Source organism: Bradyrhizobium sp. LM2.9 (assembly GCF_054056555.1).
In genome coordinates this window covers 3,158,486-3,182,142 of the sequence record NZ_JBSRYJ010000002.1, presented here as the reverse complement: position 1 = coordinate 3,182,142, position 23,657 = coordinate 3,158,486, and the positions used below count along the sequence as shown (strand labels likewise).

At 65.4% G+C, this 23,657-nt stretch carries 17 protein-coding genes and 2 pseudogenes; 9 read left to right on the top strand and 10 right to left on the bottom strand.

The window, feature by feature from the left end; all coding sequences use genetic code 11:
- Positions 1 to 12 precede the first annotated feature (12 nt).
- From gudD to ACVWW3_RS17075, 6 genes and pseudogenes are all read right to left on the bottom strand, one after another.
- Positions 13 to 1,357, bottom strand: a pseudogene (gudD, locus tag ACVWW3_RS17100) (glucarate dehydratase).
- A 29-nt stretch (positions 1,358 to 1,386) separates the two neighbouring features.
- The gene (gene kdgD, locus ACVWW3_RS17095; RefSeq protein ID WP_247352035.1) at positions 1,387 to 2,331 is read right to left on the bottom strand and encodes a 5-dehydro-4-deoxyglucarate dehydratase; all 945 of its coding nucleotides are present in this window, start codon (positions 2,329 to 2,331) and stop codon (positions 1,387 to 1,389) included.
- A gap of 123 nt (positions 2,332 to 2,454) precedes the next feature.
- Positions 2,455 to 3,360, bottom strand: a complete 906-nt coding sequence (locus tag ACVWW3_RS17090; protein ID WP_354106630.1) for a LysR substrate-binding domain-containing protein — start codon at positions 3,358 to 3,360, stop codon at positions 2,455 to 2,457.
- A gap of 122 nt (positions 3,361 to 3,482) precedes the next feature.
- Positions 3,483 to 4,835 (bottom strand): MFS transporter, encoded by a 1,353-nt coding sequence (locus ACVWW3_RS17085; protein ID WP_247352031.1) that lies wholly within the window; start codon positions 4,833 to 4,835, stop codon positions 3,483 to 3,485.
- 319 nt (positions 4,836 to 5,154) lie between these two features.
- The gene (locus ACVWW3_RS17080; RefSeq protein WP_456649272.1) at positions 5,155 to 7,107 is read right to left on the bottom strand and encodes a hypothetical protein; all 1,953 of its coding nucleotides are present in this window, start codon (positions 7,105 to 7,107) and stop codon (positions 5,155 to 5,157) included.
- A gap of 94 nt (positions 7,108 to 7,201) precedes the next feature.
- Entirely contained in the window at positions 7,202 to 8,284 is a 1,083-nt protein-coding gene (locus ACVWW3_RS17075; protein WP_456649273.1) for a lysylphosphatidylglycerol synthase transmembrane domain-containing protein, read from the bottom strand.
- 437 nt (positions 8,285 to 8,721) lie between these two features.
- On the opposite strand from ACVWW3_RS17075, the gene ACVWW3_RS17070 reads away from it, so the two are divergent.
- From ACVWW3_RS17070 to ACVWW3_RS17060, 3 genes and pseudogenes are all read left to right on the top strand, one after another.
- Positions 8,722 to 9,228 carry a YciE/YciF ferroxidase family protein gene (locus ACVWW3_RS17070; RefSeq protein ID WP_456649274.1) on the top strand — a complete coding sequence of 169 codons (507 nt, stop codon included), beginning with the start codon at positions 8,722 to 8,724 and terminating at the stop codon, positions 9,226 to 9,228.
- A 143-nt stretch (positions 9,229 to 9,371) separates the two neighbouring features.
- Positions 9,372 to 10,775 carry an MFS transporter gene (locus tag ACVWW3_RS17065; RefSeq protein WP_456649275.1) on the top strand — a complete coding sequence of 468 codons (1,404 nt, stop codon included), beginning with the start codon at positions 9,372 to 9,374 and terminating at the stop codon, positions 10,773 to 10,775.
- Between the two features lie 112 nt (positions 10,776 to 10,887).
- A pseudogene (locus tag ACVWW3_RS17060) lies at positions 10,888 to 13,288 on the top strand (bifunctional diguanylate cyclase/phosphodiesterase).
- A 61-nt stretch (positions 13,289 to 13,349) separates the two neighbouring features.
- On the opposite strand, the gene ACVWW3_RS17055 reads toward ACVWW3_RS17060, so the two are convergent.
- A complete protein-coding gene (locus ACVWW3_RS17055; protein ID WP_247352020.1) occupies positions 13,350 to 13,784 on the bottom strand; it encodes a hypothetical protein in 435 nt (144 codons plus the stop codon).
- Between the two features lie 78 nt (positions 13,785 to 13,862).
- Between ACVWW3_RS17055 and ACVWW3_RS17050 the strand changes: the two genes are divergently transcribed.
- Complete coding sequence (locus tag ACVWW3_RS17050) at positions 13,863 to 14,450, top strand: hypothetical protein (RefSeq protein WP_456649277.1); 588 nt, start codon at positions 13,863 to 13,865, stop codon at positions 14,448 to 14,450.
- A gap of 100 nt (positions 14,451 to 14,550) precedes the next feature.
- The gene (locus tag ACVWW3_RS17045; protein WP_456649278.1) at positions 14,551 to 15,150 is read left to right on the top strand and encodes a YdcF family protein; all 600 of its coding nucleotides are present in this window, start codon (positions 14,551 to 14,553) and stop codon (positions 15,148 to 15,150) included.
- A gap of 26 nt (positions 15,151 to 15,176) precedes the next feature.
- Here ACVWW3_RS17045 and ACVWW3_RS17040 read toward each other — a convergent pair whose 3' ends face one another.
- Positions 15,177 to 16,520: an aminotransferase-like domain-containing protein gene (locus tag ACVWW3_RS17040; RefSeq protein WP_247352014.1), complete on the bottom strand. Its 1,344-nt coding sequence runs from the start codon at positions 16,518 to 16,520 to the stop codon at positions 15,177 to 15,179.
- Positions 16,521 to 16,704: 184 nt separating this feature from the next.
- Between ACVWW3_RS17040 and ACVWW3_RS17035 the strand changes: the two genes are divergently transcribed.
- Entirely contained in the window at positions 16,705 to 16,941 is a 237-nt protein-coding gene (locus ACVWW3_RS17035) for a DUF1127 domain-containing protein (RefSeq protein ID WP_247352012.1), read from the top strand.
- An 885-nt stretch (positions 16,942 to 17,826) separates the two neighbouring features.
- On the opposite strand, the gene ACVWW3_RS17030 is transcribed toward ACVWW3_RS17035, so the two are convergent.
- Together ACVWW3_RS17030 and ACVWW3_RS17025 are read right to left on the bottom strand one after the other, a co-directional pair.
- Positions 17,827 to 18,252: a universal stress protein gene (locus ACVWW3_RS17030; RefSeq protein ID WP_247352010.1), complete on the bottom strand. Its 426-nt coding sequence runs from the start codon at positions 18,250 to 18,252 to the stop codon at positions 17,827 to 17,829.
- A 101-nt stretch (positions 18,253 to 18,353) separates the two neighbouring features.
- Positions 18,354 to 18,884 carry a SixA phosphatase family protein gene (locus ACVWW3_RS17025; RefSeq protein ID WP_456649279.1) on the bottom strand — a complete coding sequence of 177 codons (531 nt, stop codon included), beginning with the start codon at positions 18,882 to 18,884 and terminating at the stop codon, positions 18,354 to 18,356.
- A gap of 195 nt (positions 18,885 to 19,079) precedes the next feature.
- On the opposite strand from ACVWW3_RS17025, the gene ACVWW3_RS17020 reads away from it, so the two are divergent.
- The 3 genes from ACVWW3_RS17020 (at position 19,080) to ACVWW3_RS17010 (ending at position 23,628) form a co-directional block, all read left to right on the top strand.
- Positions 19,080 to 20,537: an NAD(P)/FAD-dependent oxidoreductase gene (locus tag ACVWW3_RS17020; RefSeq protein ID WP_456649280.1), complete on the top strand. Its 1,458-nt coding sequence runs from the start codon at positions 19,080 to 19,082 to the stop codon at positions 20,535 to 20,537.
- A gap of 86 nt (positions 20,538 to 20,623) precedes the next feature.
- A complete protein-coding gene (msrB, locus tag ACVWW3_RS17015; RefSeq protein ID WP_456649281.1) occupies positions 20,624 to 21,136 on the top strand; it encodes a peptide-methionine (R)-S-oxide reductase MsrB in 513 nt (170 codons plus the stop codon).
- A 239-nt stretch (positions 21,137 to 21,375) separates the two neighbouring features.
- Positions 21,376 to 23,628 (top strand): flagellar hook-basal body complex protein, encoded by a 2,253-nt coding sequence (locus ACVWW3_RS17010; RefSeq protein ID WP_247446393.1) that lies wholly within the window; start codon positions 21,376 to 21,378, stop codon positions 23,626 to 23,628.
- Positions 23,629 to 23,657 lie beyond the last annotated feature (29 nt).

The window sequence follows — 23,657 nt, the reverse complement described above, 5'->3', positions numbered from 1 at the left end:
ATGCCTGAATTCTTAACGCACGAGGCAGGGACGCTTGTCGTCGAAGGTCCAGCCGGGGATCAGGTCCTGCATGGCAATAGCGTCATCGCGGGCGCCGAGTCCATGCTGCTTGTAGAGGTCATGCGCTGCGTCGATGGCGGCCCTGTCGATTTCGATACCCAGGCCCGGCCTGTCAGGCACGGCGATCTTGCCGCCGTTGATCTGGAGCGGCTCCTTGGTCAGCGCCTGGCCGTCCTGCCAGATCCAGTGGGTGTCGATCGCAGTGACCTTGCCGGGGGCGGCGGCGCCGACATGGGTGAACATGGCGAGCGAGATGTCGAAATGGTTGTTGGAGTGCGAGCCCCAGGTCAGGCCGTTGTCGCGGCAGGTCTGGGCTACGCGCACCGAGCCTTGCATGGTCCAGAAATGGGGATCGGCCAGCGGAATGTCCACCGCGCCCAGCCGCAACGCATGAGAGAGCTGCCGCCAGTCGGTGGCGATCATGTTGGTCGCGGTCGGCAGGCCAGTTGCACGGCGGAACTCGGCCATGATCTCACGGCCGGAGAAGCGCGCTTTCCGCGCCGCAGGGGTCCTCGGCATAGGCGAGGATGCCGTGCATGTCCTTGCAGAGGCTGACAGCCTCGTCGAGCGACCATGCGCCGTTCGGATCGAGCGTCACGCGCGCGTTCGGAAAGCGCCTGGCGATCGCGGTGACGGCTTCGATCTCCTGCTCGCCGCGCAGCACGCCGCCCTTCAGCTTGAAATCGGCGAAGCCGTAATGGTCGTGGGTGGCTTCCGCGAGCCGCACCACGGTTTCCGGCGTCATCGCCTGCTGATGGCGGAGGTTGAACCATTCGGCCTTGCCCGTCTCGCCCTTGACGTAGGCGAGTTTGCTCTTGCCGATGTCGCCGACGAAGAAGAGATAGCCGAGCGTCTCGACGCTGTTGCGCTGCTGGCCCTCGCCGAGCAGGGCTGCGACCGGCAGGTCGAGATGCTGCCCGAGCAAATCGAGCAGCGCGGACTCCACGGCCGTGACGGCGTGGATCATGACCCGGAGATCAAAAGTCTGCTTGCCGCGGCCGCCGGAATCGCGATCGGCGAAGGCCGTCCTGATATCGGCGAGGATGTTGTTCATCGCGCCGACGGTCTTGCCGATCACGAGATCACGGGCGTCCTGCAGCGTCTGCCAGATCTTCTGCCCGCCCGGCACCTCGCCGAGGCCGGTGTGACCGGCATTGTCGGTGAGGATGACGATGTTGCGGGTGAAGAACGGCGCGTGCGCGCCGCTCAGATTGAGGAGCATGCTGTCACGGCCCGCGACCGGGATCACTTGCATCGCCGTGACGACCGGTGCACCCGAGATTTCAGTCTGGGCCATCGCACGCTCCTCCCTGTTGTGTTCTATCGTTATTCTGCCGCCTGTTGTGACGATCGAATGGCGGGCAGGTTCTTCACCAGCGCGGCCACTTCTGCGATCTCCTGCTCGGAGAGGTCGGTGAGCGGCGGGCGGACCGGACCGGAATCGCGGCCGATCACCTTCATGCCGGCCTTGATGATCGAGACCGCATAGCCCTTCTTGCGGTTGCGGATCGCGATCAGCGGCAGGATGAAATCCTTCAGCCCGGCGTGGATCGTCGCATGGTCGCGCTTGCGCACGGCGGCGTAGAAGTTGGTGGCGAATTCCGGAACGAAGTTGAACACGGCGGAGGAGTAGGTCGTCACGCCCATGTCGAGATAGGGCAGCGCGAACGTCTCCGCGGTCGGCAGGCCCCCGATATAGGTGAGGCGATCGCCGAGCTTGGTGTAGACGCGGGTCATCAGCTCGATGTCGCCGATGCCGTCCTTGTAGCCGACGAGGTTCGGGCAGCGCTCGGCAAGGCGAGCGAGCGTATCGGGCTGAAGGATCGCGTTGTCGCGGTTGTAGACGATGACGCCGATCTTCACGGAGGCGCAGATCGCTTCGACATGGGCAGCGAGGCCGTCCTGCTCGGCATGGGTGAGATAGGGCGGCAGCAGTAGCAGGCCGTCGGCGCCGGCCTTCTCGGCGCCGATCGCGATCTCGCGCGCGGTGGCGGTGCCGTAGCCGGTGCCGGCGAGCACGGGCACGCGGCCCTTGGTCTCGTCCACGGCGATCTTGACGATATGCGGAACCTCTGCCGCCGTCAGCGAGAAGAACTCGCCGGTGCCGCCGGCGGCGAACAGGCCGGCAACGTCATAGCCGCACAGCCAGTCCATGTTGGCGCGGTAGGTCGTCTCGTCGAAGGAGTAATCCGCCTTGAACGGTGTGACGGGGAAAGACAGGAGGCCGGATCCGATCTTCTGGGCCATTTCCTGCGGGGTCATCTTGCTCATGGGCGCTGCTCCCTTGTCTCATGTTGTGGAGGACGCAAGCCTGCGCGTCCATGCGCCGTGGTTTAGGAGACCGTTCGATGCGCGTCCAAGCCAAAGCCTATATCGACCAATGCGAAATCAGCATCAATCTTCCCTCGCCTCCGCCGAGGACAATTCGCTCGCGATTTTGACGAGCGCCGAGAGCAGCGGATTCTCGTCGTTGCGCCGCCAGACCATGAACAGCTCGACGGGAACGCGCGTGCGCAGCTTCAGCGGCCGCAGGCGGACGTCCGCGATCTTCAGGCTCGCCGCCGCTGCCGGCACGATCGCAAGGCCGAGGCCGGCGCGCACCATGGCGAGGATCGAGTGGATCTGGCTCAGGTGCTGCACGTAGCGCGGCAAAATGTCGGCGCGGGTGAACATCGCCACCAGCACGTCGTGAAAATAGCGGCTCTCATAGGGCGAATACATCACGAAGGGCTGGTTGTCGAAATCCTTGATGGTGATGCTCTCGGCATTCGCCAGCGGATGTTTTTTCGGGATCGCGGCGAGCAGGGGCTCGGCGACGACGCGGCGGCTGGCGATCTCGGGACGCGCGATCGGAGGCCTGAGCAGGCCGGCATCGATCTGGCCCGAGGACAGCGCCTCGAACTGGTCGCCGGACACCATCTCCTTCAGTGAGAAGTCCACCTCGGGCAGCTTGGCGCGGCAGGCCGCGACGAGCTCGGGCAGGAAGCCGTAGGCGGCGGCCGCGGTGAAGCCGATCTTCAGCGAGCCGGTCTTGCCGAGCGCGATGCGACGGGCGACTTGCGAGGCGCTTTCCGCAAGCTTCAGGATGCGCCGCGCTTCCGGCAGGAAGCTGCGCCCGGCAGGCGTCAGCCGCACCGAGCGGCTGGTGCGCTCCAGCAGCGGCGCGTCGATGATGTGCTCGAGCACCTGGATCTGCCGGGACAGCGGCGGCTGGGTCATGTTCAGCCGCGCCGCGGCGCGGCCGAAATGCAATTCTTCCGCCACCGTGACGAAACAGCGGAGCTGGTTAAGGTCAAACATCGATACATGCCTTAGATGGATAAGGCGTTTCCCCGGAACTTCTAGCATCGATTACCCCCAAAACAAAGACGGCGGCTGTGAAGCCGCCGTTAAGTTGCCTGGTCAAGCTCCCATGGGAGCCCTCAGGAGGAACGTTTGAGCACCACGCGCTCGATCTTGCCCACGATCACGAGATAGGCGAATGCGGCCACCAGCGCATTGGCGCCGACGAATATCAGCGCGCCGTTGAACGAGCCGGTCGCGGCCAGGATGTAGCCGATCACGATCGGGGTGCTGATCGAGGAGAGATTGCCGAAGGTGTTGAACAGGCCGCCCGAGACGCCGCCGGCTTCCTTGGGCGAGGTATCGGAGACGACAGCCCAGCCGAGCGCGCCGATGCCCTTGCCGAAGAAGGCGAGCGCCATGAAGCCGACCACCAGCGCCTGCCCGTCGACATAGTTGCAGGCGATGATCGACATCGAGAGCAGCATGCCGCCGACGATCGGGATCTTGCGCGCCATGGTCAGCGAACCCGTCTTGCGCAGGATGGCGTCGGAGATGACGCCGCCGAGCACGCCGCCGATGAAGCCGCACAGCGCCGGCAGCGTCGCGACGAAGCCGGCCTGCAGGATCGACAGGCCGCGCTCCTTGACGAGATAGACCGGGAACCAGGTCAGGAAGAAATAAGTCAGCGTGTTGATGCAGTACTGGCCGAGATAAACGCCGAGCATCATGCGGTTGGAGAGCAGCTGGCGGATGTGATCCCAGCCGGGGCCGGAAGCCGCCGCGCGCTCATGCTTCAGATCGTCTTTGGGCGCGTCGAGGTCAACCAATGCGCCGCCTTCTTTGATGTAGTCGAACTCGGCCTCGTTGATGCCGGGATGCTCCTTCGGACCATAGATGGTCTTGATCCAGACCAGACCCATCACGACGCCGAGCGCGCCCATCACGAAGAACACGTAGCGCCAGCCGTAGTCATGCGCGATCCAGCCCATCAGCGGCGCGAAGATCACGGTCGCGAAATACTGTCCGGAATTGAAGAAGGCCGACGCGGTCCCGCGCTCGTTGCTCGGAAACCAGGCCGCGACGATGCGGGCATTGGCGGGGAATGAGGGCGCTTCGGCGATGCCGACCAGGAAGCGCAGGCCGAACAGCACGGTGATTGCGGTGCCGGCGCTCAAGAAGCCGACCCAGCCCTGCAGGGTCGTGAACAGCGACCAAACGATGATGCTGAAGGCATAGACGAGGCGCGAGCCATAGCGGTCGAGCAGCCAGCCGCCCGGCACCTGCGCGAGCACATAGGACCAGCCGAAGGCCGAGAAGATGTAGCCCATGGCGACGGGATCGAGATGCAGTTCCTTGGAGAGCGCGGGACCCGCGATCGACAGCGTGGCGCGATCGGCATAATTGACGGTCGTGACCAGGAACAACATGGTCACGATGAACAGCCTGACGCGAGACCTCCTCACGTCCGCTGTGGACATCACTGCGCTCATTACGCGCCTCCTTAGAACTCGAAACGTTTCCTCACGACGACTCCTAGAGGCGCGCGCGGCAAAGTGTCCAAGCTCAAGGCAGCATCGATCGATGCCGTTTTTGGATTGATGGAACGGCAGGTGAGCGGGAACGATGTGTGGTGATGGCGAACCCGATTGCGCCACGCGTGCCGTTGTCATTCCCCGCGAAGGCGGGGAATCCTGGACGCCGCGACGTCTCGATTCAATCACGTCTGTCACGGAGTACTCGATCGCCCGCCCCAGTGCGCAAGGGCGCACAAGGCGGGCGATGGCAGTGTGCGTGTAGAGGTTGCGTGAACTATTGCTGCGCGCCCGGCAGCAGCGGTGCGAGCAGCCCGCGTGTCACGCCCGGCGGCGCGGCATCCAGACCAAGCACTGCGGCCGCGGCCGGCAGTGCGGCATCCGCCATCGCGGCGTGGCCTTCGGCGCTTGGGTGCACGGCGCCGCCATAGATGGCGGAGAGCACGCCCCAGGTCGCGTCGTGGATGTCGGTCGGCTGGCTCGCCGCCGGCAAGCCTTGCGGATAGGTCATCGCGGCGAAGTAACTGTCATTGGCGTCGCGGATCCAGCGCGCGCGCGGCAAATAGGCGCGGAATTCGGAGGCGCCGCGGCCGCACAGCATCGGCTGGCTCGCCGCGCTCACGATATCAGGATTGAAGCTCTGGCCGTTCTCGGCAAAGCAGGTGCGGTCGAATTCGGGATCGTTGCCCGAATGCGCGCAGAAGCCGTGATCAGCGAAAGCCGCCTGATGCGAATCCACGAAGGTCATGCGGTCGGCCTCGGGATCGCGGCACAGCGCGCCCCGGGTGCAGGTGGCGAGCCCCTTTAGCGCCGGCAAGAATTCGGTGTCGACGAAAGTCGAGACGCGGGCGAGGCGCTGCGGATCGGCGTTGAAGGCGGGATGGATGTCGAACCCGGCGCGGCCGCCGCGGCAGGGCACGCCGCCGTCTGCGAGCGCTGGGTTGGCGTAGGAGACGTAGATCACGTGCGAGAGGTCGCCGCCGACCAGCGGCTTCAGCGCCTCGCGCAGCTTGACGAAATTCTGCGGCAGCTCGCGCGCCAGCGCATCGCGGGAATCATCGACGCTCGCCATCACGCCGGAGCGGCGGAATAGCGCGCGCTCAGTTGCGGTCTCGACGATCACGTCGGCGACGAGGCCGGAGAAATAGACGTCGTTGGCGCCGACCGAGAGCAGCACGAGGTCGAGCGTGCGCTCGGGCTGGCGCTTCTTTGCGGCGGTCAGCGCCTCGCGCAGCTCGGCGACTTGCGCGTTCACGCTGGTGTTGCAGACGCCGGTCTTGCCGGGCGGGCATTCGCGGGCGCGCTGCGAGCCGAGCAGCCCGTCGCCGATGCTGGCGCCGGTGCAGGCGAGCGGCAGAAAGGTCACCGCGACGTGGGTGTAGCGTACCGCGAGCGCCAGCGCGGTGCGGGCCTGGTAGCTGTAGAGTGAGCGATGGCAGGGCGAGTTGAACCAGAGCGCGCTGTAACGCTGCCAATTGGCGAGCGTATCCGGCGCCTCGCAGGCGCGGCCGCCTTTATATCCGGCCCGGCTCGGCCGGTAATACTGCGCGCCGGCGGTGCCGAGATAAGAGCGGAAGCAAAAACCTTCGTCCGACAGCGCCAGCGGCCGGTCCGGATTGCCTTCCCCCGAGGCGATGCTATCCCCGAGGCCAGCGACGAAGATGTCGCGGACCTGGATCTCGGTCTGGACGCGTTGGGTCGGATCGGAGCCGGAGGAGACGTCGACGGTCGCGACTGTCTGCTTGCCGTAGCGGACCCGCAGATTGACCGGCTCGGCGCAGTCGAAGGTGGATTGTTGCGGCCCTTCGCCGTCGTCGAACGACCAGGCGCAGGTGGCGCCGACCGGCACTGCACCGGTGAGGCGCACGGTGACGGGGTGGTCAACCGGGGTGATATAGTCTTCCTTTGTATTGTCGCGGGTGCAGGGCTGGTTGACCCGGCCCTGGAGGTCGATGCAGAGCCGGTTGACCATGTTGCGGGCCCAGCCGCGGCCCTCGCTCTGGAGTTCGAGCGACTGCTCGGCGGCGAGGATGCTGCGGTTACGCGCACTCTCGACATGGAGCTGGAAGTCGCGCTCCTCGCGGAACAACCGGAAGCGGTTGCGCACCTCCCAGCTGATCTGCATGGCGCCCGCATCTTGCGCGGCCACCCGCTCCAGCGGCAAGGCGGTGAGGAGCCCGGCGAGCAGCAGGGCGCCGGCGAGGAAACGGCGAAGGGATACAGGGATCATGGCCCGCGTCTTCAACGGCAAAGTTGAGGCGGAAATAAGAGAGGAACAGCTCCCCCGCCTGCAACATTGGTCTGACGGCTTTGCTGGCCGCCGTCTAGCGTTTGCTGGCCTGCCGAAGCGACCGCTCGCGCTCCATCGCTGCCACCTGCTGTGGCAGGTTGGACTGCGCGCAGGCCTCCGCCAGCCGTCGGCGCTCCTGCCAGGGCTCCACCACATTCATCCAGAGCTCGCGTGCGCCCATGATGGAGATGGCAAGACCGAACGGAATGACGAAATAGAGGATGCGGAAGACGAGGAGCGTGGCCAAAAGCTGCTCGCGGCCGAATTCGGGCAGCGCCACCAGCATGGCGGCGTCGAACACGCCGAGCGAGCCGGGAGCATGGCTGGCGAAGCCGAGCAGTGTCGCCAGGATGAACACCACCGAGAGCGACAGGAAGTCGATCTGCGGATTGGCCGGCACCAGAAGGTACATCGCCAGCGCGCAGAAACCGAGATCGACGACGCCGATCAGGATCTGCACCAGCGTCAGCGGCGCCGACGGCAGCACCACCTTCCAGCCCTTCTGGCCGAGCTCGCGGCGCTTCTCGCCCATGCAGAGCCAGACCAGATAGGCGCCGATCGAGGCGAGGCCGCCGATTGCGATCAGCCGATTGATCGACGACGGCAGCTGATCCATGTAGGAGGCGGCAGCCGGGTGGATGGCCATGCCGATCGAGAGCACGAAGATGTTACCGAGCCAGAAGGTCAGGCCGGACAGGAAGCAGATTTTCGCGACGTCGATCGCATTCAGCCCGTAATCCGAATAGATCCGGAAGCGGATCGCCCCGCCGGTAAAAACCGTGGCGCCGATATTGTGACCGATCGAATAGGACGTGAAGCTGGAGAGCGCTGCGATGCGATAGGGCACGTGCTTCTTGCCGATCGTTCGCAGTGCAAAAAAGTCGTAGAAGGTCAGCGTACAGAACGCGAAGCACACGCAGATCGCCGCCAGTCCGATATTGCCGCGGGGAATCTCGGTCAGCGCGGTCAGGATGACCCCGGTATCGATGCCCTTGAGGGTCCGCACCAGCGTGGTGATGGCGAAAGCGATGATGAAGACGCTCGCCGCAATGCCGAGGCGTCGCCAGCCGATCCATCTCGTGAAGCCGCGTTTCAGCGCGGGCAGCAATCCGTGCATTCATCCTCCCGGCAGGGGCAAGACCGACCAGGCCAGACATTGGCCGGTCGGGTACGATCCAAGGCCAAAGGTCGGCGTTGATCGCTAGGCATGATGTAGCTCATTTAGGCATGATGTAGCTCATTTAAGGCAAAAACAGTGACTTGTGCAGCCCTTGACAACGATAGGTTCTGCGCTGGACACGCTACTTTTGTCATACGCGGTTCACATCGGAGGCACGTTAAGCATATGAGTCGTGGGCCCGATCGCGTCCCTATCTGACATGGTTTCAGATCCTGCACGGCCGGCATTGTTCCAGCGCAAGGGATGCGAGCTTTTTTGGAACGTCAATGCCGTGCGCCGGTTAGCGCCCCATCAGCAATTGAACATGGCGGAATAGGCGGCTTTTCGCGCAAGCCGATGCCTCCGTGTTCCAAAAAACCGAGAGGATCGGACCGATGGGACTGTTCACAAAAGACATCAAAACCATGAACGACCTGTTCGTGCACCAGCTCCAGGACATCTATTACGCCGAGCAGCAGCTCACCAAGGCGCTGCCGAAAATGGCAGATAAGGCGACGGATCCGCAGCTGAAGCAGGGCTTTTTGACGCACCTCGAAGAAACCAACCAGCACGTCAAGCGCCTCGAGGAAGTGTTCAAGATGCACGGTGCGGAGGTAAAGGCGGTCGACTGCCCCGCGATCGACGGCATCATCGAGGAAGCCGACGAGACCGCAGGCGAAGTCGCCGACAAGGCGGTGCTCGACGCCGCGCTGATCAACGCGGCACAGGCCGCGGAGCATTACGAGATCGTCCGCTACGGCAGCCTGATCGCCTGGGCCAAGCAGCTCGGCCGCACGGACTGCGCCAGCGTGCTCGCCAAGACGCTGGAAGAAGAGAAGGCGACCGACAAGAAGCTGACCACGCTCGCCGAAAGCAAGGTGAACTTGCGCGCGGCCAGCTAGGACCAGGCGTAGCTAAGGATAGAGCGTCGCGCGGTCATCCGCGCGACGCTCGCATGTTACGCATCCATCATTCGATCGTTGTCGAAACATGACGGCGGGCTGGAAGCATATGTTCCGCATGGGGCTGCAACCGAGGTGGCAGCATGCGAGTAAGCACCATCAGATACGAAGCCTTCGGGGCCGGCGCGTCGCATGCCGGCTCGCATCTTGCGACTTCCCTCACCCTTGCCGCGATGAGCCTTGGTTATGGCGTGGTGCAGCTCGACGTCACCATCGTCAACACCGCGCTCGATGCGATGGGCAAGACGCTCGGCGGCGGCGTCGCCGAGCTGCAATGGGTGGTCAGCGCCTACACCATCGCGTTTGCTGCCTTCATCCTGACCGCCGGCGCGCTCGGTGACCGGATCGGCGCCAAGCGCGTCTTCATGGCGGGCTTCGCCATCTTCACCGCAGCCTCGCTCGCCTGCGCGCTGTCGCCCAATGCGACCGTGCTGATCGCAGCGCGGCTGGTCCAGGGGCTGGCGGCAGCGATCCTGGTGCCGAATTCTCTGGCGCTGCTCAGCCATGCCTATCCGGACGACCGGCAGCGCGGCCGCGCCGTTGCGGTCTGGGCCGCCGGTGCGAGCCTCGCGCTCACGGCCGGTCCCTTCGTCGGCGGCGCGCTGATCACACTGGTCGGCTGGCGCGCGATCTTCCTGGTCAATCTGCCGATCGGGCTGACCGGCCTGTGGCTGAGCTGGCGCTATGCGGCCGAAACCACGCGGTCGCGCTCGCGCGAGATCGATCTGCCCGGCCAGCTTGCCGCGATCGGTGCGCTGGGGGCGCTCGCCGGCGCGATCATCGAAGGCGGCGCGCTTGGCTGGGAACATCCAGCCGTGATCGCAGCCTTTGTCGCAGCCGCAATTCTCGCCGTGCTCTTCATCTGGCGCGAGAGCCGCGCAGCGCAGCCGATGCTGCCGCTGTCGCTGTTCGGCCATCGGCTGTTCGCGCTGACCTCGCTCGTCGGCCTGCTCGTCAACGTCGCGATCTACGGCCTGATCTTCGTGCTCAGCCTGTATTTCCAGAGGATCAACGGGCTGTCGGCGTGGTGGACCGGTCTCGCCTTCGTGCCGATGATGGGGGCGGTGCTGCCGGTCAATCTGCTGGCGCCGCGCCTCGCCGAGCGTATCGGCTCATGCCCGACCATCGTCGTCGGCGCCTGCGTCTCGGCGCTTGGTTGCCTCGGCCTGCTCCGGATCGAAGCCGGCACGAGCTATTGGGCGATCTTTGCGCAGATGATCGCGATCAGCGGCGGACTTGGGCTGCTGGTGCCGCCGCTGACCTCGACCTTGCTGGGCAGCGTCGAGAAGGCGCGCTCCGGCATCGCCGCGGGAGTCCTGAACGCGACGCGGCAGACCGGCAGCGTCCTCGGCGTCGCCCTGTTCGGCTCGCTGGTGGCCTCGGAGGGGGCGTTCATGACGGGCCTGCATCTGTCGCTGGTCGTGTCCGCGGCCGTGCTGCTGCTCGCCGCCGCCGTGATCGGCTTCGGCGCGCCTCCGCGCGGATGATCAATCCGAGTGAACGAACACATCTTCCGTTCACCATTTCCGAAACAGGCACGTAGCCGGTTACCGACTGTCCATCTCTGTCGGTTCAAGTGCGGGTCGATAGGGGCCCGCAATGTATCAAGTTCTCTACTGTCTCGCCGAGGAGCACGACTGGCGGCTGGTCGCGCTTGGCGGCGCGGTGTGCCTGCTCGCAAGCGCGGCGGCGATCAGTCTGTTTCACAGGGCGCGCGCGACGCACGGCCCCGGGCGTCTGGTCTGGATCGCCCTGGATGCCGCCGTCAGCGGATGCGGCATCTGGGCGACGCATTTCATCGCGATGCTCGCCTACGGGCCGGGCGGCGCCGGCGCCTACAACATCCCGGTGACCATCCTTTCGCTGATCTTCGCGATCGCCGTGACGTTCGTGGGGCTGAGCATCGCGGTATCGTCCTCGCGCGCCCCGTGGATCGTGCTCGGCGGTGCCATCGTCGGCGCCGGGGTCGCGACGATGCATTACACCGGCATGGCGGCGCTGGAGATGCCGGCACGCGTCGACTGGATCGGAAGCACGGTTACCGTCTCGGTGCTGTTCGGAGTTGTCTTTGCAGCGCTCGCGCTGTTCGTCGCCGCGCGGCGCGACGACCTCTTCCATGCGCTGAGCGCGACCACCCTGCTGACGGTCGCCATCGTCGCGCATCATTTCACCGCAATGGGCGCGGCTGTGCTGACGCCGGATCCGACGCTCGCGATCAGCGGGTTATCGATCCCGCCGGCCTCGTTGTCCTTCCTCACCGCGGGTGCCGCGGTCGCGATCATCGCGATTGCGCTCGTAGCCGCGTTGCTCGACCGCCGCGCCAAGGGCGAACTGGGCCGGCAGCAGATCGTGCTGGACACGGCGCTCGAGAACATGTCGCAGGGACTGTGTATGTTCGACGCGGACGGCAAGATCATCCTGTTCAACGAGCGCTATGCCGCCATGCTCGGCCGCACCGACATCCTGCTCACGGGCCGCCTGCTGGTCGACGTGCTGCGGGAGGAGCAGGCCAAGGGTCAGTGGCAGGGCGATGCGGGCGAGTTCTTCGCGCGCCTTGTCGCCGACGCGCGCGAGAGCCGCACCACGACCGACGTCGCGACCAGGTTCGGCCGGTCCATCCGGGTCGTCAACCAGCCGATGCAGGGCGGCGGCTGGGTCGCGACCTTCGAGGACATCACCGAATGGCTGGAGGCCCAGGCCAAGATATCGCACATGGCCCGTCATGACGCGCTGACCAGTCTGCCGAACCGCGTGCTGTTCCCACGAGCAGCTCGTGCAGGGACTGCGCCGGACCCGATCGGGCGACCAGCTTGCGGTGCTTTGTCTCGATCTCGATCACTTCAAGGACATCAACGACTCGCTCGGCCATCCCATCGGCGATGCGTTGCTCAAGGAGGTCGGCCGCAGGCTGAAGGCCACCGTCGGCGAGAGCGACACCGTCGCGCGACTCGGTGGCGACGAGTTCGCCGTGGTCCAGATCGGACGTTCCGAGGAAACTGCGGCACGATCCCTTGCCGGCCGCCTCGTCGAGGTGATTTCGGCGCCTTACGAGATCGACGATCATCAGATCGTCATCGGCGTCTCGATCGGCATCTCGCTGTCGCCGCAGGACGGCAGCAATCCCGACGAGCTGTTGAAGAATGCCGACCTCGCATTGTATCGCGCCAAGGCGGACGGCCGCGGCACATATCGGTTCTTCGAGACCGGCATGGATGCGCGCGCGCAGGCGCGGCGCCTGCTGGAGATGGACCTGCGCGCCGCGGTGCAACGCGACGAGTTCGAGGCGTATTATCAGCCGATCCGCGACGTCGCCAGCGGTCGCGTCGTCGCCTTCGAGGCGCTGCTGCGCTGGAACCATCCGCAGCGCGGCCTGATCGCGCCCCTCAACTTCATTCCGCTGGCCGAGGAGACCGGACTGATCATCCAGCTCGGCGAGTTCGTGCTGCGCTCGGCTTGCGCCGACGCGGCCACCTGGCCCGACGATGTCGACGTCGCCGTCAACCTGTCACCGGTGCAGTTCAAGAATCCGAACCTGATCGCGTCCGTCACCGCGGCGCTGGCCGGTTCGGGACTCGATGCGCGCCGGCTCGAGCTCGAGATCACCGAATCCGTTCTGCTCCAGAACAGCGAGGCGACGCTGACCACGCTGCATGAGCTCCGCGCCATGGGCGTGCGCATCTCGCTCGACGATTTCGGCACCGGCTATTCGTCGCTGAGCTATCTGCGCAGCTTCCCCTTCGACAAGATCAAGATCGACCGCTCCTTCGTGTCGGAGCTCGCGACCCGCGAGGATTCCATGGCGATCATCCGCGCCGTGACCGGGCTGGGGCGGAGCCTCGGCATCGTCACCACCGCGGAAGGCGTCGAGAACGACGCCCAGCTCGAGCTGCTCCGGCGCGAAGGCTGCACCCAGGCGCAGGGCTATCTGTTCAGCAAGCCGCGGCCCGCCTGCGATGTCGCGATCATGCTGAACCGGCCGCAGCTGCGCGCGTCGGCGTGATAGTCTGTTGTTTGAGCATGATCCCGTCGGAAGGCCGCTGCGCACTTTTCCGGATCATGCTCTAGCCGCGGTGCAGCGCGAAACGCGCGCCGCAGAACGCCATCACGGCACCGAGGCACAGCGCAGCAAGCCCGGCCAGCACGCCCGAGACCGTCGGGATCGCGCTCGGCGCCGCGGCCACCTGGCCCGCACCCGCCAGCAGCAGCACGCCGACCGCGATCAGGAATTGCCGCATCCGTTGCGGGATCTGGCCGGAGACGGCGCTCTGCATCAATGTCGCCGTGAAATAGCCGCCGGAGAAGCCGACGGAGGCGATCAGCCACCAGGCGATCGCCGCGCCCGCCGGTATGAACTCATGCGTGTCGGAGTGCCAGAGGCCGCCGAGGTCGAGCCCGTAGCGCGCGCCCAGCATGTGCACGGCGAGCGCCAGCAGCACGCCGGAGATCACGGCGGCGCCGAGAATCAGGCGGCGCGGAAAAAAAATCGTCTCAGCCATGTCTCGCTTGTAGGATGGGGCAGGGCGATCGCGCAAGCGGATCGCAGACGGGACCACGCTGATTGGATTGATGTGAACATGCAGGATTCGGGAGCCGAGGCGGCTGCGGGCGCGAGCTATGCCTACAAAGCGTCGCTGATCGGTTCGGCGCATCGCTTCGAGCTGACGGACGAGGGGCTGTCCTGGCACATCGGCGGCCGTTCGGGCCTGTGGCGTTACGACGAGATCAGTGCAATCCGGCTGTCGTTCCGCCCCGTGTCGATGCAGCAGCACCGCTTTCGCGCCGATGTCAGCCACACCGGCGGCGGCCGCATCGCGATCCTGTCGACGAGTTGGCAGACCGCGGCCCTGATGGCGCCGCAGGACAACGGTTTCCGCACGTTCATCGTCGAACTGCACGCGCGAATGGCGAAGGCCGGCAGCCGCGCCGAATTGACCGCAGGCCTCGGCCGCAGGACCTATGCCGAGGTGCTGGCGTTTCTGGCGGTACTGACCGTGGCGATGACGGGGCTCCTGATCCGCGCACTCATGATCGGCGAATTCGCCGGCGCGCTATTCATCATCGGCTTTGCCGCGCTGTTCGCCTGGCAGGTCGGCGGCTTCGTGCGGCGCAACCAGCCGCAGAGCTACAGCTTCGATCATGTGCCCAAGGCCTTGCTGCCCTAGACAAGGCCTTGCTGCCCTGAATGGCTTTGCTGCCCTTGGTGCAATCGGCCGCAATCAAACGTGACTTCGCGCGCCTGCGCGGGTGTCGCATCGTGCGGCCATGTCAGCCATGGATCGCAGCACGCGTAGGCCTTCGGCGGATGAGATCGCCGAGATCAGCCGCGCGCATCTGATCGATACGCCGCTCCGGCCGGCCGACCTCTTGTTCATGTTCGGAACCCGAGAGGATGTCGCGCTACGCGCCGACACCGCCGCGAGACTGTGGCGCGAGGGCCTGTTCCGCTGGTCGATTGTCAGCGGGGGCGTGACGCCAGGCTCGGAGCAATCCGAGTGCACCATCATCAGGGCGGCGATGGCCGCGGCGGGCATTCCGACGGACCGTATCCTCGAGGAGCATCGTGCGATGAACACCGGCGAGAACGTGATCCTCTCGCTGCCGATCATCGAGGCTGCGCTGGGGTTGGACAATATCCGGAGCGTGATTTGCCTCGGCAATACGTGGACCGCGCGGCGTTATCCGATGACGCTGCACCGGCATTGGCCGGAGGTCGAGAAGATGTTGCTCACCGTCGACAGCTTTGCGACGCCGCGCGCGCTCTGGCACACCGACACGGAATTGCGCCGCCGCATGCTGCACGAATGGGACAAGATCGAGCCGTACAAGGCGAAAGGCTTCATCGCGGAATGGCCGGAAGCCTGAGCAGGCTCGAGGTCCTTGCGCTTTAGTTACTCGGTCGAGTCAAAATCCTCTTCCTTGGTGCCGAGCAGCGACACGATCGTGCGCAGGCCGGAATCGAGCTGTTCGAACGAGGGCGGGGCAAGCGCGAGCCGGACCGCATTCGGTGCATGGCCATGGGCTATCGCGAATGTCGAGGACGGCGTCAGCGCGATGCCGCGCCGGGCTGCTGCGGCGACGAAGGTCTGCGAGCGCCAGTGTGCCGGCAGCGTCAGCCAGAGATGATAGGAACGGGGATCGGCGGCGAGCTGATAGCCGGCCAGCAGCCTTGCCGCGGTCTGCTGGCGGCGCGCGGCGTCGATGCGTTTCAGCCGCGTCAGCTCGGCGACGGTGCCGTCGGCCATCAGGCGGTGCCCCGCCGCCAGCGCATGGCCGGAGGCGATCCAGCCGCCGGTCCGCACTGCGCTCATCACGCTTTCGCGCAAGTGCGGCGGCGCGACCAGGATGCCGAGCGCAAGGCCCGGCGCGACCTTCTTGGACAGGCTGTCGAGCACGATGCAGCGGTCGGGTCCGAGTGCCGCAAGCGGCGTGTCGTCGGCCAGGAAGCCGTAGACGGCGTCTTCGATGATGGTGAGGTCGAGCTTTTCGGCGACGCGCATGATGTCGGCGCGCCGTGCCGCGTTCATGGTGACGCCGAGCGGATTCTGGATGATGGGCTGGAGATACAGTGCCGACAGGTGGGCCTCGCGATGCGCCTTCTGGATGGCGTCGGGACGCGCGCCGAATTCGTCCATCGGAATCGGGACCAGCGTCACGCCGAGCCGCGCCGCGATGCTCTTGACGTAAGGATAGGTCAGCGCCTCGACGCCGCAGCGGCCGCCGGTGGGGACGAGGGCTGCGAGCGCAGCCGCGAGCGATTGCTTGCCGTTGGCGGTGAAGACGATCTGCTCGGCCTGCGGCGCAAAATCCTTGCGCGCGAGATAGGCGGCGGCTGCATTGCGCGCACTTTTGGTGCCGGTACTGGTGGAGACGCGCAATGCGGATTCGAGCGCGTCGACGCGCTCCAGCCCCGCAAGGCTCTTCGCGATCATCGCCCATTGCTGCGGCAGCAGCGGGTAATTGACCTCGAAGTCGATCCGCGCCTCGCGCGGCTCGCTCAACGTCTCGACTTCGCGCCTGACGTCGCCGGAGATGAAGGTGCCGCGTCCGACCTCGCCGACGGCAAGCCCGCGGCGCAAAAGCTCCGTATAAACCCGGCTCGCGGTCGAGACCGCAATGCCACGGTCATAGGCAAAATTGCGCTGCGGCGGCAGCCGGTCGCCGGGCCTTAACGTGCCGTTAGAGATATCGAGAGCAATGGCATCGGCAAGCTTCACGTATTCGAACTTGGACATTATTGCACCGAGAGCAATGTTTCACTTGCTCCGAGTAGTGTACTGGAGCATTTAAGTTCCATCAAGGTCCGCGATTGAGCCGAGGAAAGCGAGAGCAATCCGATGGCAAATCAGGTGCAGGCGCTCAAGCGCGTGCGCCAACGGCATCCGCTTCGCCGCGTGGACCATAGGCCGGAGAAGGACAATGACCACGATCTCGCAGACTGCCGGGCGGAGTTTACGCTCATCCTCGACGGGCGGATTCTTCCGCACCCTTGCCAACGGCGCCTATGCGCTGTTCGAGCGCCTGGAGCACCGCTCCGCCGTCAAGACACTGAACGAGCTCGACGACCGCGCCCTGCGCGACATCGGGATCACGCGCAGCCAGATCGAGGACGCGGTCTACGGTCAGGTCAAAGCCGAACTGACGCGGTATTTGTAAGACGCTCTCTCGTGTCCCGGACGCGACGCAGCGCGCAAGCGTTGCGGCGCAGAGCCGGGACCCAAAGGCCAACTGCACTCGCTGACGCATGGGTCCCGGCTCTGCAGCGCACCGCTGAAGTAGCGCTGCGCTGCGTCCGGGGCACGGGACCGTTGCTCATCGATAGACACAGCTGTTCATCCTCGCGGCTTGTTTCGCCCGAGCTTTGCTTCGTCGCCTTGCCCTCTCGAGAAAGAGGGCGCAGGGAAGACCGGGTGCCGGCTGGCACCCGCGGTCCACTGTGCGAAGTTGTCGTAAGAAAATTGCACAGCGGCATACAGGTGAAGCCAAACAACCGGCCTTCCCTGCGCAGCGGTTTTACGGCTTATGCCGTGCTCTCCTCGGGGAGCGGTGCACTATTGCCCCCGTCGCCTTGCGGATGGCTGATGTGCGGACCCGGTTGGGCCGCCACATCACCGCAAGACTTGGCGCACAGACCCCGGGCGCCAGGACCACACGATTTTGCCGTACGCCGATCACACCGGTCGTGTGCGCGAGGCCTTTGCTCACGGTTGCCCGCCCTGCGAAGCCGTTCGCGCCGATGTTATCGGCGTCCGCCGCCGTCCGGCCCGCGTTCGTGACGATCGCGATACGCCCCTCTTCCTTGGGCCGGGTTGCGGAGAGGTATACGTCGTTTCCGAATTTCGGTAAAGTGGAATATTATCGACGATGGTGTTGACCCACCGCTGGCGTGTTTTGCCCGTCAGGCAACGCAAGATCTCGTAGCCGGGGTGATAGGCGCACAATGCTTCAACATCGTCATTGCGAGCGCAGCGAAGCAATCCAGACTGTCGCCGCGGAAAGATTCTGGATTGCTTCGCTGCGCTCGCAATGACGGAGCAACGCTCAGTGCCTGACCACCAGCACCGAGCATTTCGCGTAACGCACGACGTGCCCGGCGTTTGAGCCGAGGAAATAGGTGCGCATCGCTGGCCGGTGCGAGGTCATCACGATCAGCTCGGCTTTCATGTGCACGGCTTCCTCCAGGATCTCGTGGTAGATGCCGCCCTGCCGCACCACGCTGGAGATGCGGGAAGCCTCGATGCCGGATTCGCGCGCGACGATGGCGAGGGCTTCTTCCGAGGCCTGGCGCTGCTGTTCGTCGAAATCGGCCGGCACGTATTCGGCCAGCATCACCGGCGTCATCGGCAGCACGTTGAGCAGGCGTACCACGCCGCTCCAGGTCTGCGACAGCGTTGCCGCGGTCGCGATCGCCGGCTTGGCCAGATCGGTGTCGGCGAGGTCGATGGGCACGAGGATGGACTTGAACATCTACGCCTCCAATCTTCCGGTCAGGAAGTTCTTTTGACCAGGCTGGATCAAACGGTCGAGACGGCGCCCGCGCGTCTCATTCCGATCGAAGCAGCCTTAAGCTAACGAAGCAGCTTTGGGCTGACGAACTGCACCAGTTTGCCGCGGCGGTAGGCCACATCGCCCCAATCCTTGACGTCAAAATCGAAGATAGCAAGCCCTGCGGTGGGCAGGTTGTCGGCGATCGCCTTGGCGCCGGCCGGATCGCCGCCACCCATCAGCATCAAGGCGACCTCATGCATGCCCGGATTGTGCCCGACCAGCAGCAACTGCTTAGGGTCGGCCGGGACGGTTGCAGTGCGAATGGTCTCCAGGATCTGCGCGGGATCGGCGCCGTAGAGTTCCGACAGGATTTCGACCTGCGGCGCCGCGACGCGGTCCTTCATCGCCTCCCAGACGATGTCCCAGGTCTGCCGGGCCCGGACGGCATGCGACACCAGCACGGCCTCGGGGAACGGCGGATGGGCGGCGATCCAGTCGCCGAGCTGCGCGGAATCCCGTTGGCCGCGGTCGTCGAGACGGCGATCCCGGTCACGGCCGCTCGGCGCGTCGATCTCGGTCTTGGCGTGACGCAGCAGCAGTAAACGGCGCATGGCATTCTCGAATCGTTACGCGACCAGGATAATCTACAGGCGCTGGTCGAGGACAAGGTGACAAGCGGCCGCTCAGTCCTTTAAAGCGCAATGAGATTGGGACAAATGATCATCGCGCTTCAAATTATTGTCTTGAGCATGATCTTTTCGGAAAACCGCTGCACACTTTTCCGGATCATGCTCTAAGAAAACAACATGAACGAGACTTTCACAAGCGTGTCCCAGGAAGAAGCCGGCTTTCGCGACCGCGCGCGGCTGTCGTTCGAGCTCGATGCGGACATCTGCGTCATCGGGGCCGGGCTTGCCGGGCTCTCCATCGCGCTGGAGGCGGCCCGGCTCGGGGCCAGCGTCGCGGTGCTCGAGGGCCGCCATATCGGCTGGAACGCCTCGGGCAACCAGCTCGGCACCGTGATGCCGGGATTCGCGCTGCCGCTCACCGAGCTGATCGAGCGCATCGGCTTCGAGGACGCGCGGGAATTGTGGACGTTGTCGAAGGAGGGCGCCGAGTTCGTTCGGGCCAACGCCACGGAAGCGAACATGCCGGGGATCGGCCCGAGCGACGGCGTGCTGGAGGTTTCCAACGTCGATGCCGGCGACCGGCTGATCAGCCGGTTGCAGATGCTCGCCGAGGATTTCGACACCGAGGTCGAGGGCTGGCAGGCCGACCGCGTCCGCAAGGTGCTCAAGACCGATCGCTATTTCCACGGCGTGTATTATCCCCGGGCGTTCCAGGTCGACGGCCGCAAATATGTGCACGGCCTCGCGGCGCTGGCGCGGCGGGCCGGAGCGCGCATCTTCGAGGACACGCCGGTCGTCAGCATCGATCATTCCGGCATTCGCAAGCGCATCGTCACGCCCTCGGCGCGGCTGCGCGCCACCCACATCGTGCTCGCCGGCAACATCCATCTCGGTGCGCCGCTGCGGCGCCTGTCGGAAACGCTGCTGCCGGTCTGGCGCTATGCCGGAATCACCGCGCCGCTCGGCGAGCGCGTGCACGAGATCATCGCCTTCAAGGGATCGGTGATGGATTCCGATGGCGTCGACCATTTCCGGATCGTCGATGGCGACCGCCTGATGTGGGAGAGCCCGGAGACCACCTGGGCGGCGCGACCGCAACGCTTTGCGGGCGCCGTCAGGCGGCGGGTCCGGTCCATCTTCCCCCAGCTCGGCAATGTCGAAATCACCGAAACATTCGGCGGCGCCACTGGCCAGACCGTGCACGGCATGCCGCAGATCGGCCAGTTGCGCAAAGGCCTGTGGGTGGCGAGCGGGTTCGGCCGCCAGGGCATGAACACCTCGGCCATGGCCGGGCAGATGATCGCGCGCAGCATTCTGTTGGGCGACGAGCGCTGGCGGCTGTTCTCGCCGTTCGAGCTGGTCTGGGCGGGCGGCGCGACCGGCCGCGCCGCGGGCCAGATGGTCGGGATCTGGAGCAGGGCGAGCTCCGCTGCCGCAGGGTCGCTCGCCCGCTACCGTGAACGGGCGCGGGTCAAGGACCGGGAACGCGAGGCGCGCCTCGCCGAAGCCAACCGGGCCGCCGGCACCGGTCCGCGCCGCCCGCCGCCGGGCGTCAGGCCGCGGCTGGCCCAGCCGCCGAAACCCGCGGCCGAGGCGTTGGAACCGGCCTCGCAAGACCAGGGCGTCTCGCAATAAGTTGAGAAGAATTCCGCCCGGAAGTGTAACGTCGGCCGTTAGAGCCCGTATCTCAGAGCGTGGACTTCCTGCGTACGGAGAATGAGATGTTTGACCGCCGCATCCTGTTAACGACTGTCGCCGGCCTGTTCGGCCTTGCGGCCTTCCGCTGGCTCAGAGCATCGCCCGCGGAAGCCGGTGAGAAGGCCGCGCAAAAATTCGAGATCGAGAAGACGGACGCCGAGTGGCGTGCCCAGCTCACGCCGCAGCAATATGAGATCCTGCGCAAGGAGGGCACCGAGCGGCCGGGCTCCAGCCCGTTGCTCAAGGAGCATCGCAAGGGCGTCTTCGCCTGCGCCGGCTGCGACCTGGCGCTGTTTGTGTCCGACACCAAATTCGAGAGCGGCACCGGCTGGCCGAGCTTCTACCAGCCGATCGAGGGCAATGTCGGCAAGACCGAGGACCGCACTTTCGGCATGCTCCGCACCGAAGTGCATTGCCGCCGTTGCGGCGGCCATCTCGGCCACGTCTTCGACGACGGTCCGAAGCCGACCGGATTGCGCTACTGCATCGACGGTTTCGGGATGGTGTTCCACCCCGCTGCTGCATCGGCGACGTGAAGGCTCTTCGATTGACGCGTTTTCTTCACGCGAACCGGGTGCCACTTCGCTCGAAAACGCTATGAGATCCCGGCAATTGTTGCCGGCCCGGCAATTGTGCCCCGGTCATTCGATCGGGGCATTCCTATTTAAGTCATTGATTTCCTGAGAAAACCCGCATTGGCATAGCCCTTGCGACAGTCTCCTCCGACTGCGGCCATGGTCGACCGGCCGCCGAGATCGGATCTGGAGACAAAGTTATGGGTATCTTCGATGCAATGAACACCTCGGTGGGTGGCCTGCAGGCGCAGTCCTACGCGCTGCAGAACATTTCCGGCAACATAGCGAACTCATCCACCACCGGTTACAAGGGCATCGGGACCAGCTTCGTCGATCTCATTCCGGACTCCTCGGTGCCGAGCAAGCAGGTCGCCGGCGGCGTGACGGCCAACGCCAAGGCCACCATCACCACGCAGGGCACGATCTCGGGCTCCACCGTCGCCACCAACATGGCGATCACCGGCGACGGCTTTTTCTCGATCCAGAAGGCGACCGGCATCGTCGACAACGTGCCGGTGTTCAGCGGCGTCACCTATTACACGAGGCGCGGCGACTTCCAGCTCAATGCCAATGGCAATCTGGTCAATGGCGCCGGCTACTATCTGATGGGCGTCACGGTCGACCCGAAGACCGGCAACCCACAGGGCAACGTGGCGACGGTCCTGAAGTTCCAGAACAACTTCATCCCGGCGCAGGCGACCACCTCGATCCAGTACGCGGCGAACCTGCCGACCCAGCCGAACACGGTGGCGAGCACGACGGCGTCGACCGGCACGCTGCTGGCGGCTGGCGGACTCAATCCGTCGGACTTCTCAGCCAACCCGCTGCCCGTGGGCACACCGCCCGCCCCCTATGCCAACGCGACGGCTGCCGGTGCGGCCGCCACGGGTAACATCCGCTCCGCTTACTCGTCGACCACGGGGACGGGCACGGTTGCGCTCCAGAACAACTCGTCCGCGGTGGCCTCGACCACCACCTCCCTTGATAATGCCGTGGGCACGCATCTCGCCTCCAGCATCCTCACAGCGCTCGGCGGCCAGACGCTGACCATCAACGGCAACACGGTTACCTTCAACGGCGGCACCACCGTTGCGACGGTCGGCAGCAACACCACCATCGGTCTCGGCGCGGGCACGACGGCCACGGTGGCCGACATCCTGCAAGCGATCCAGACCGCCGGCGGTGCCGGCGTCACGGCGTCGCTGAGCGCCACCGGCAATATCCAGATATCGAGCGGCATCGGAACCGACGTGGCGGTCAACAGCGGCACGGCAGCCACCGCGCTCGGCATCAGCAGCGTGACGCGTGGCGGCAACGTGCTGTCATCGCCCGCGATCTCGGGCTCCACGGTGCTGAGCGGCGCGGCGTCGGCCGGCGGCGCCCAGGTGCTCTCGTCGGGCTTTGCGGCCGGCGACACCATCACGGTCGACGGTCAGACGCTGACCTTCATGACGTCGGGCGCATCGGGCGCGAACCAGATCAACATCACCGACAACATCACGACCTTGCTCGGCAAGATCGACGCTCTCTCCGGTGCGTCGGGGTCTGCGGTCAGCACCGGCGGCGTGATCACGCTGAACACCGGCACCGTCTCCAACCTGTCGGTAGCCAGCTCCAACAGTGCGGCCTTCGCCGCGCTCGGCTTCACCTCGACCATCACCAAGAACCGCGATGGCGGCGGCACCGCCGGCACGGGCGGCGTGGTCGGCAACGACATCGCGACCTTCACCAAGGAATCGATCAGTGGTGGCGCGGTGACCGCCTACAACGCCGCCGGCACGCCGGTGAACCTGCAATTGCGCTGGGCCAAGTCCGACAGCGCCTCGCTGGGTGCGGGCCATGCCGACACCTGGAACATGTTCTACCAGACCGACCCGAATGCGACCGGCACGACGGTCGGCTGGGTCAACACCGGCCAGGCCTTCACCTTTGCCTCCGACGGCTCGCTGACCTCGCCGAGCGGCTCGGGCATCACCATCAACAACGTCAGCGTCAGCGGGCAGTCGCTCGGCTCCGTCTCCTTCAACATCTCCTCGGGCGGGCTGACGCAATATGCCAGCACCAGCGGCGCGGTGACCATCAACACCATCACCCAGAACGGCTACGCCGCGGGTCAGCTCCGCTCCGTCGCCGTCAACAACAACGGCCTCGTGGTCGGAACCTTCTCCAACGGCCAGAACCTCGCCCTTGCACAGGTAGCGTTGTCGCACTTCAACGGCACCAATTACCTCAAGGCCCTCGACGGCGGCGCTTACGCTGCGACCGAACAGTCGGGGCCGGCGATCGACGGCGCTTCGGGCACCATCAGCGGCTCGTCGCTGGAAGGCTCGAACACCGACATCGCCGACGAATTCACCAAGCTGATCGTGACCCAGCAGGCCTATTCGGCCAACACCAAGGTGATCACGACGGCGAATTCGATGGTGCAGGACCTCTTGAACGTGTTGCGCTGATCTGCGCGTGACGTAACCAAAGGCGGCAA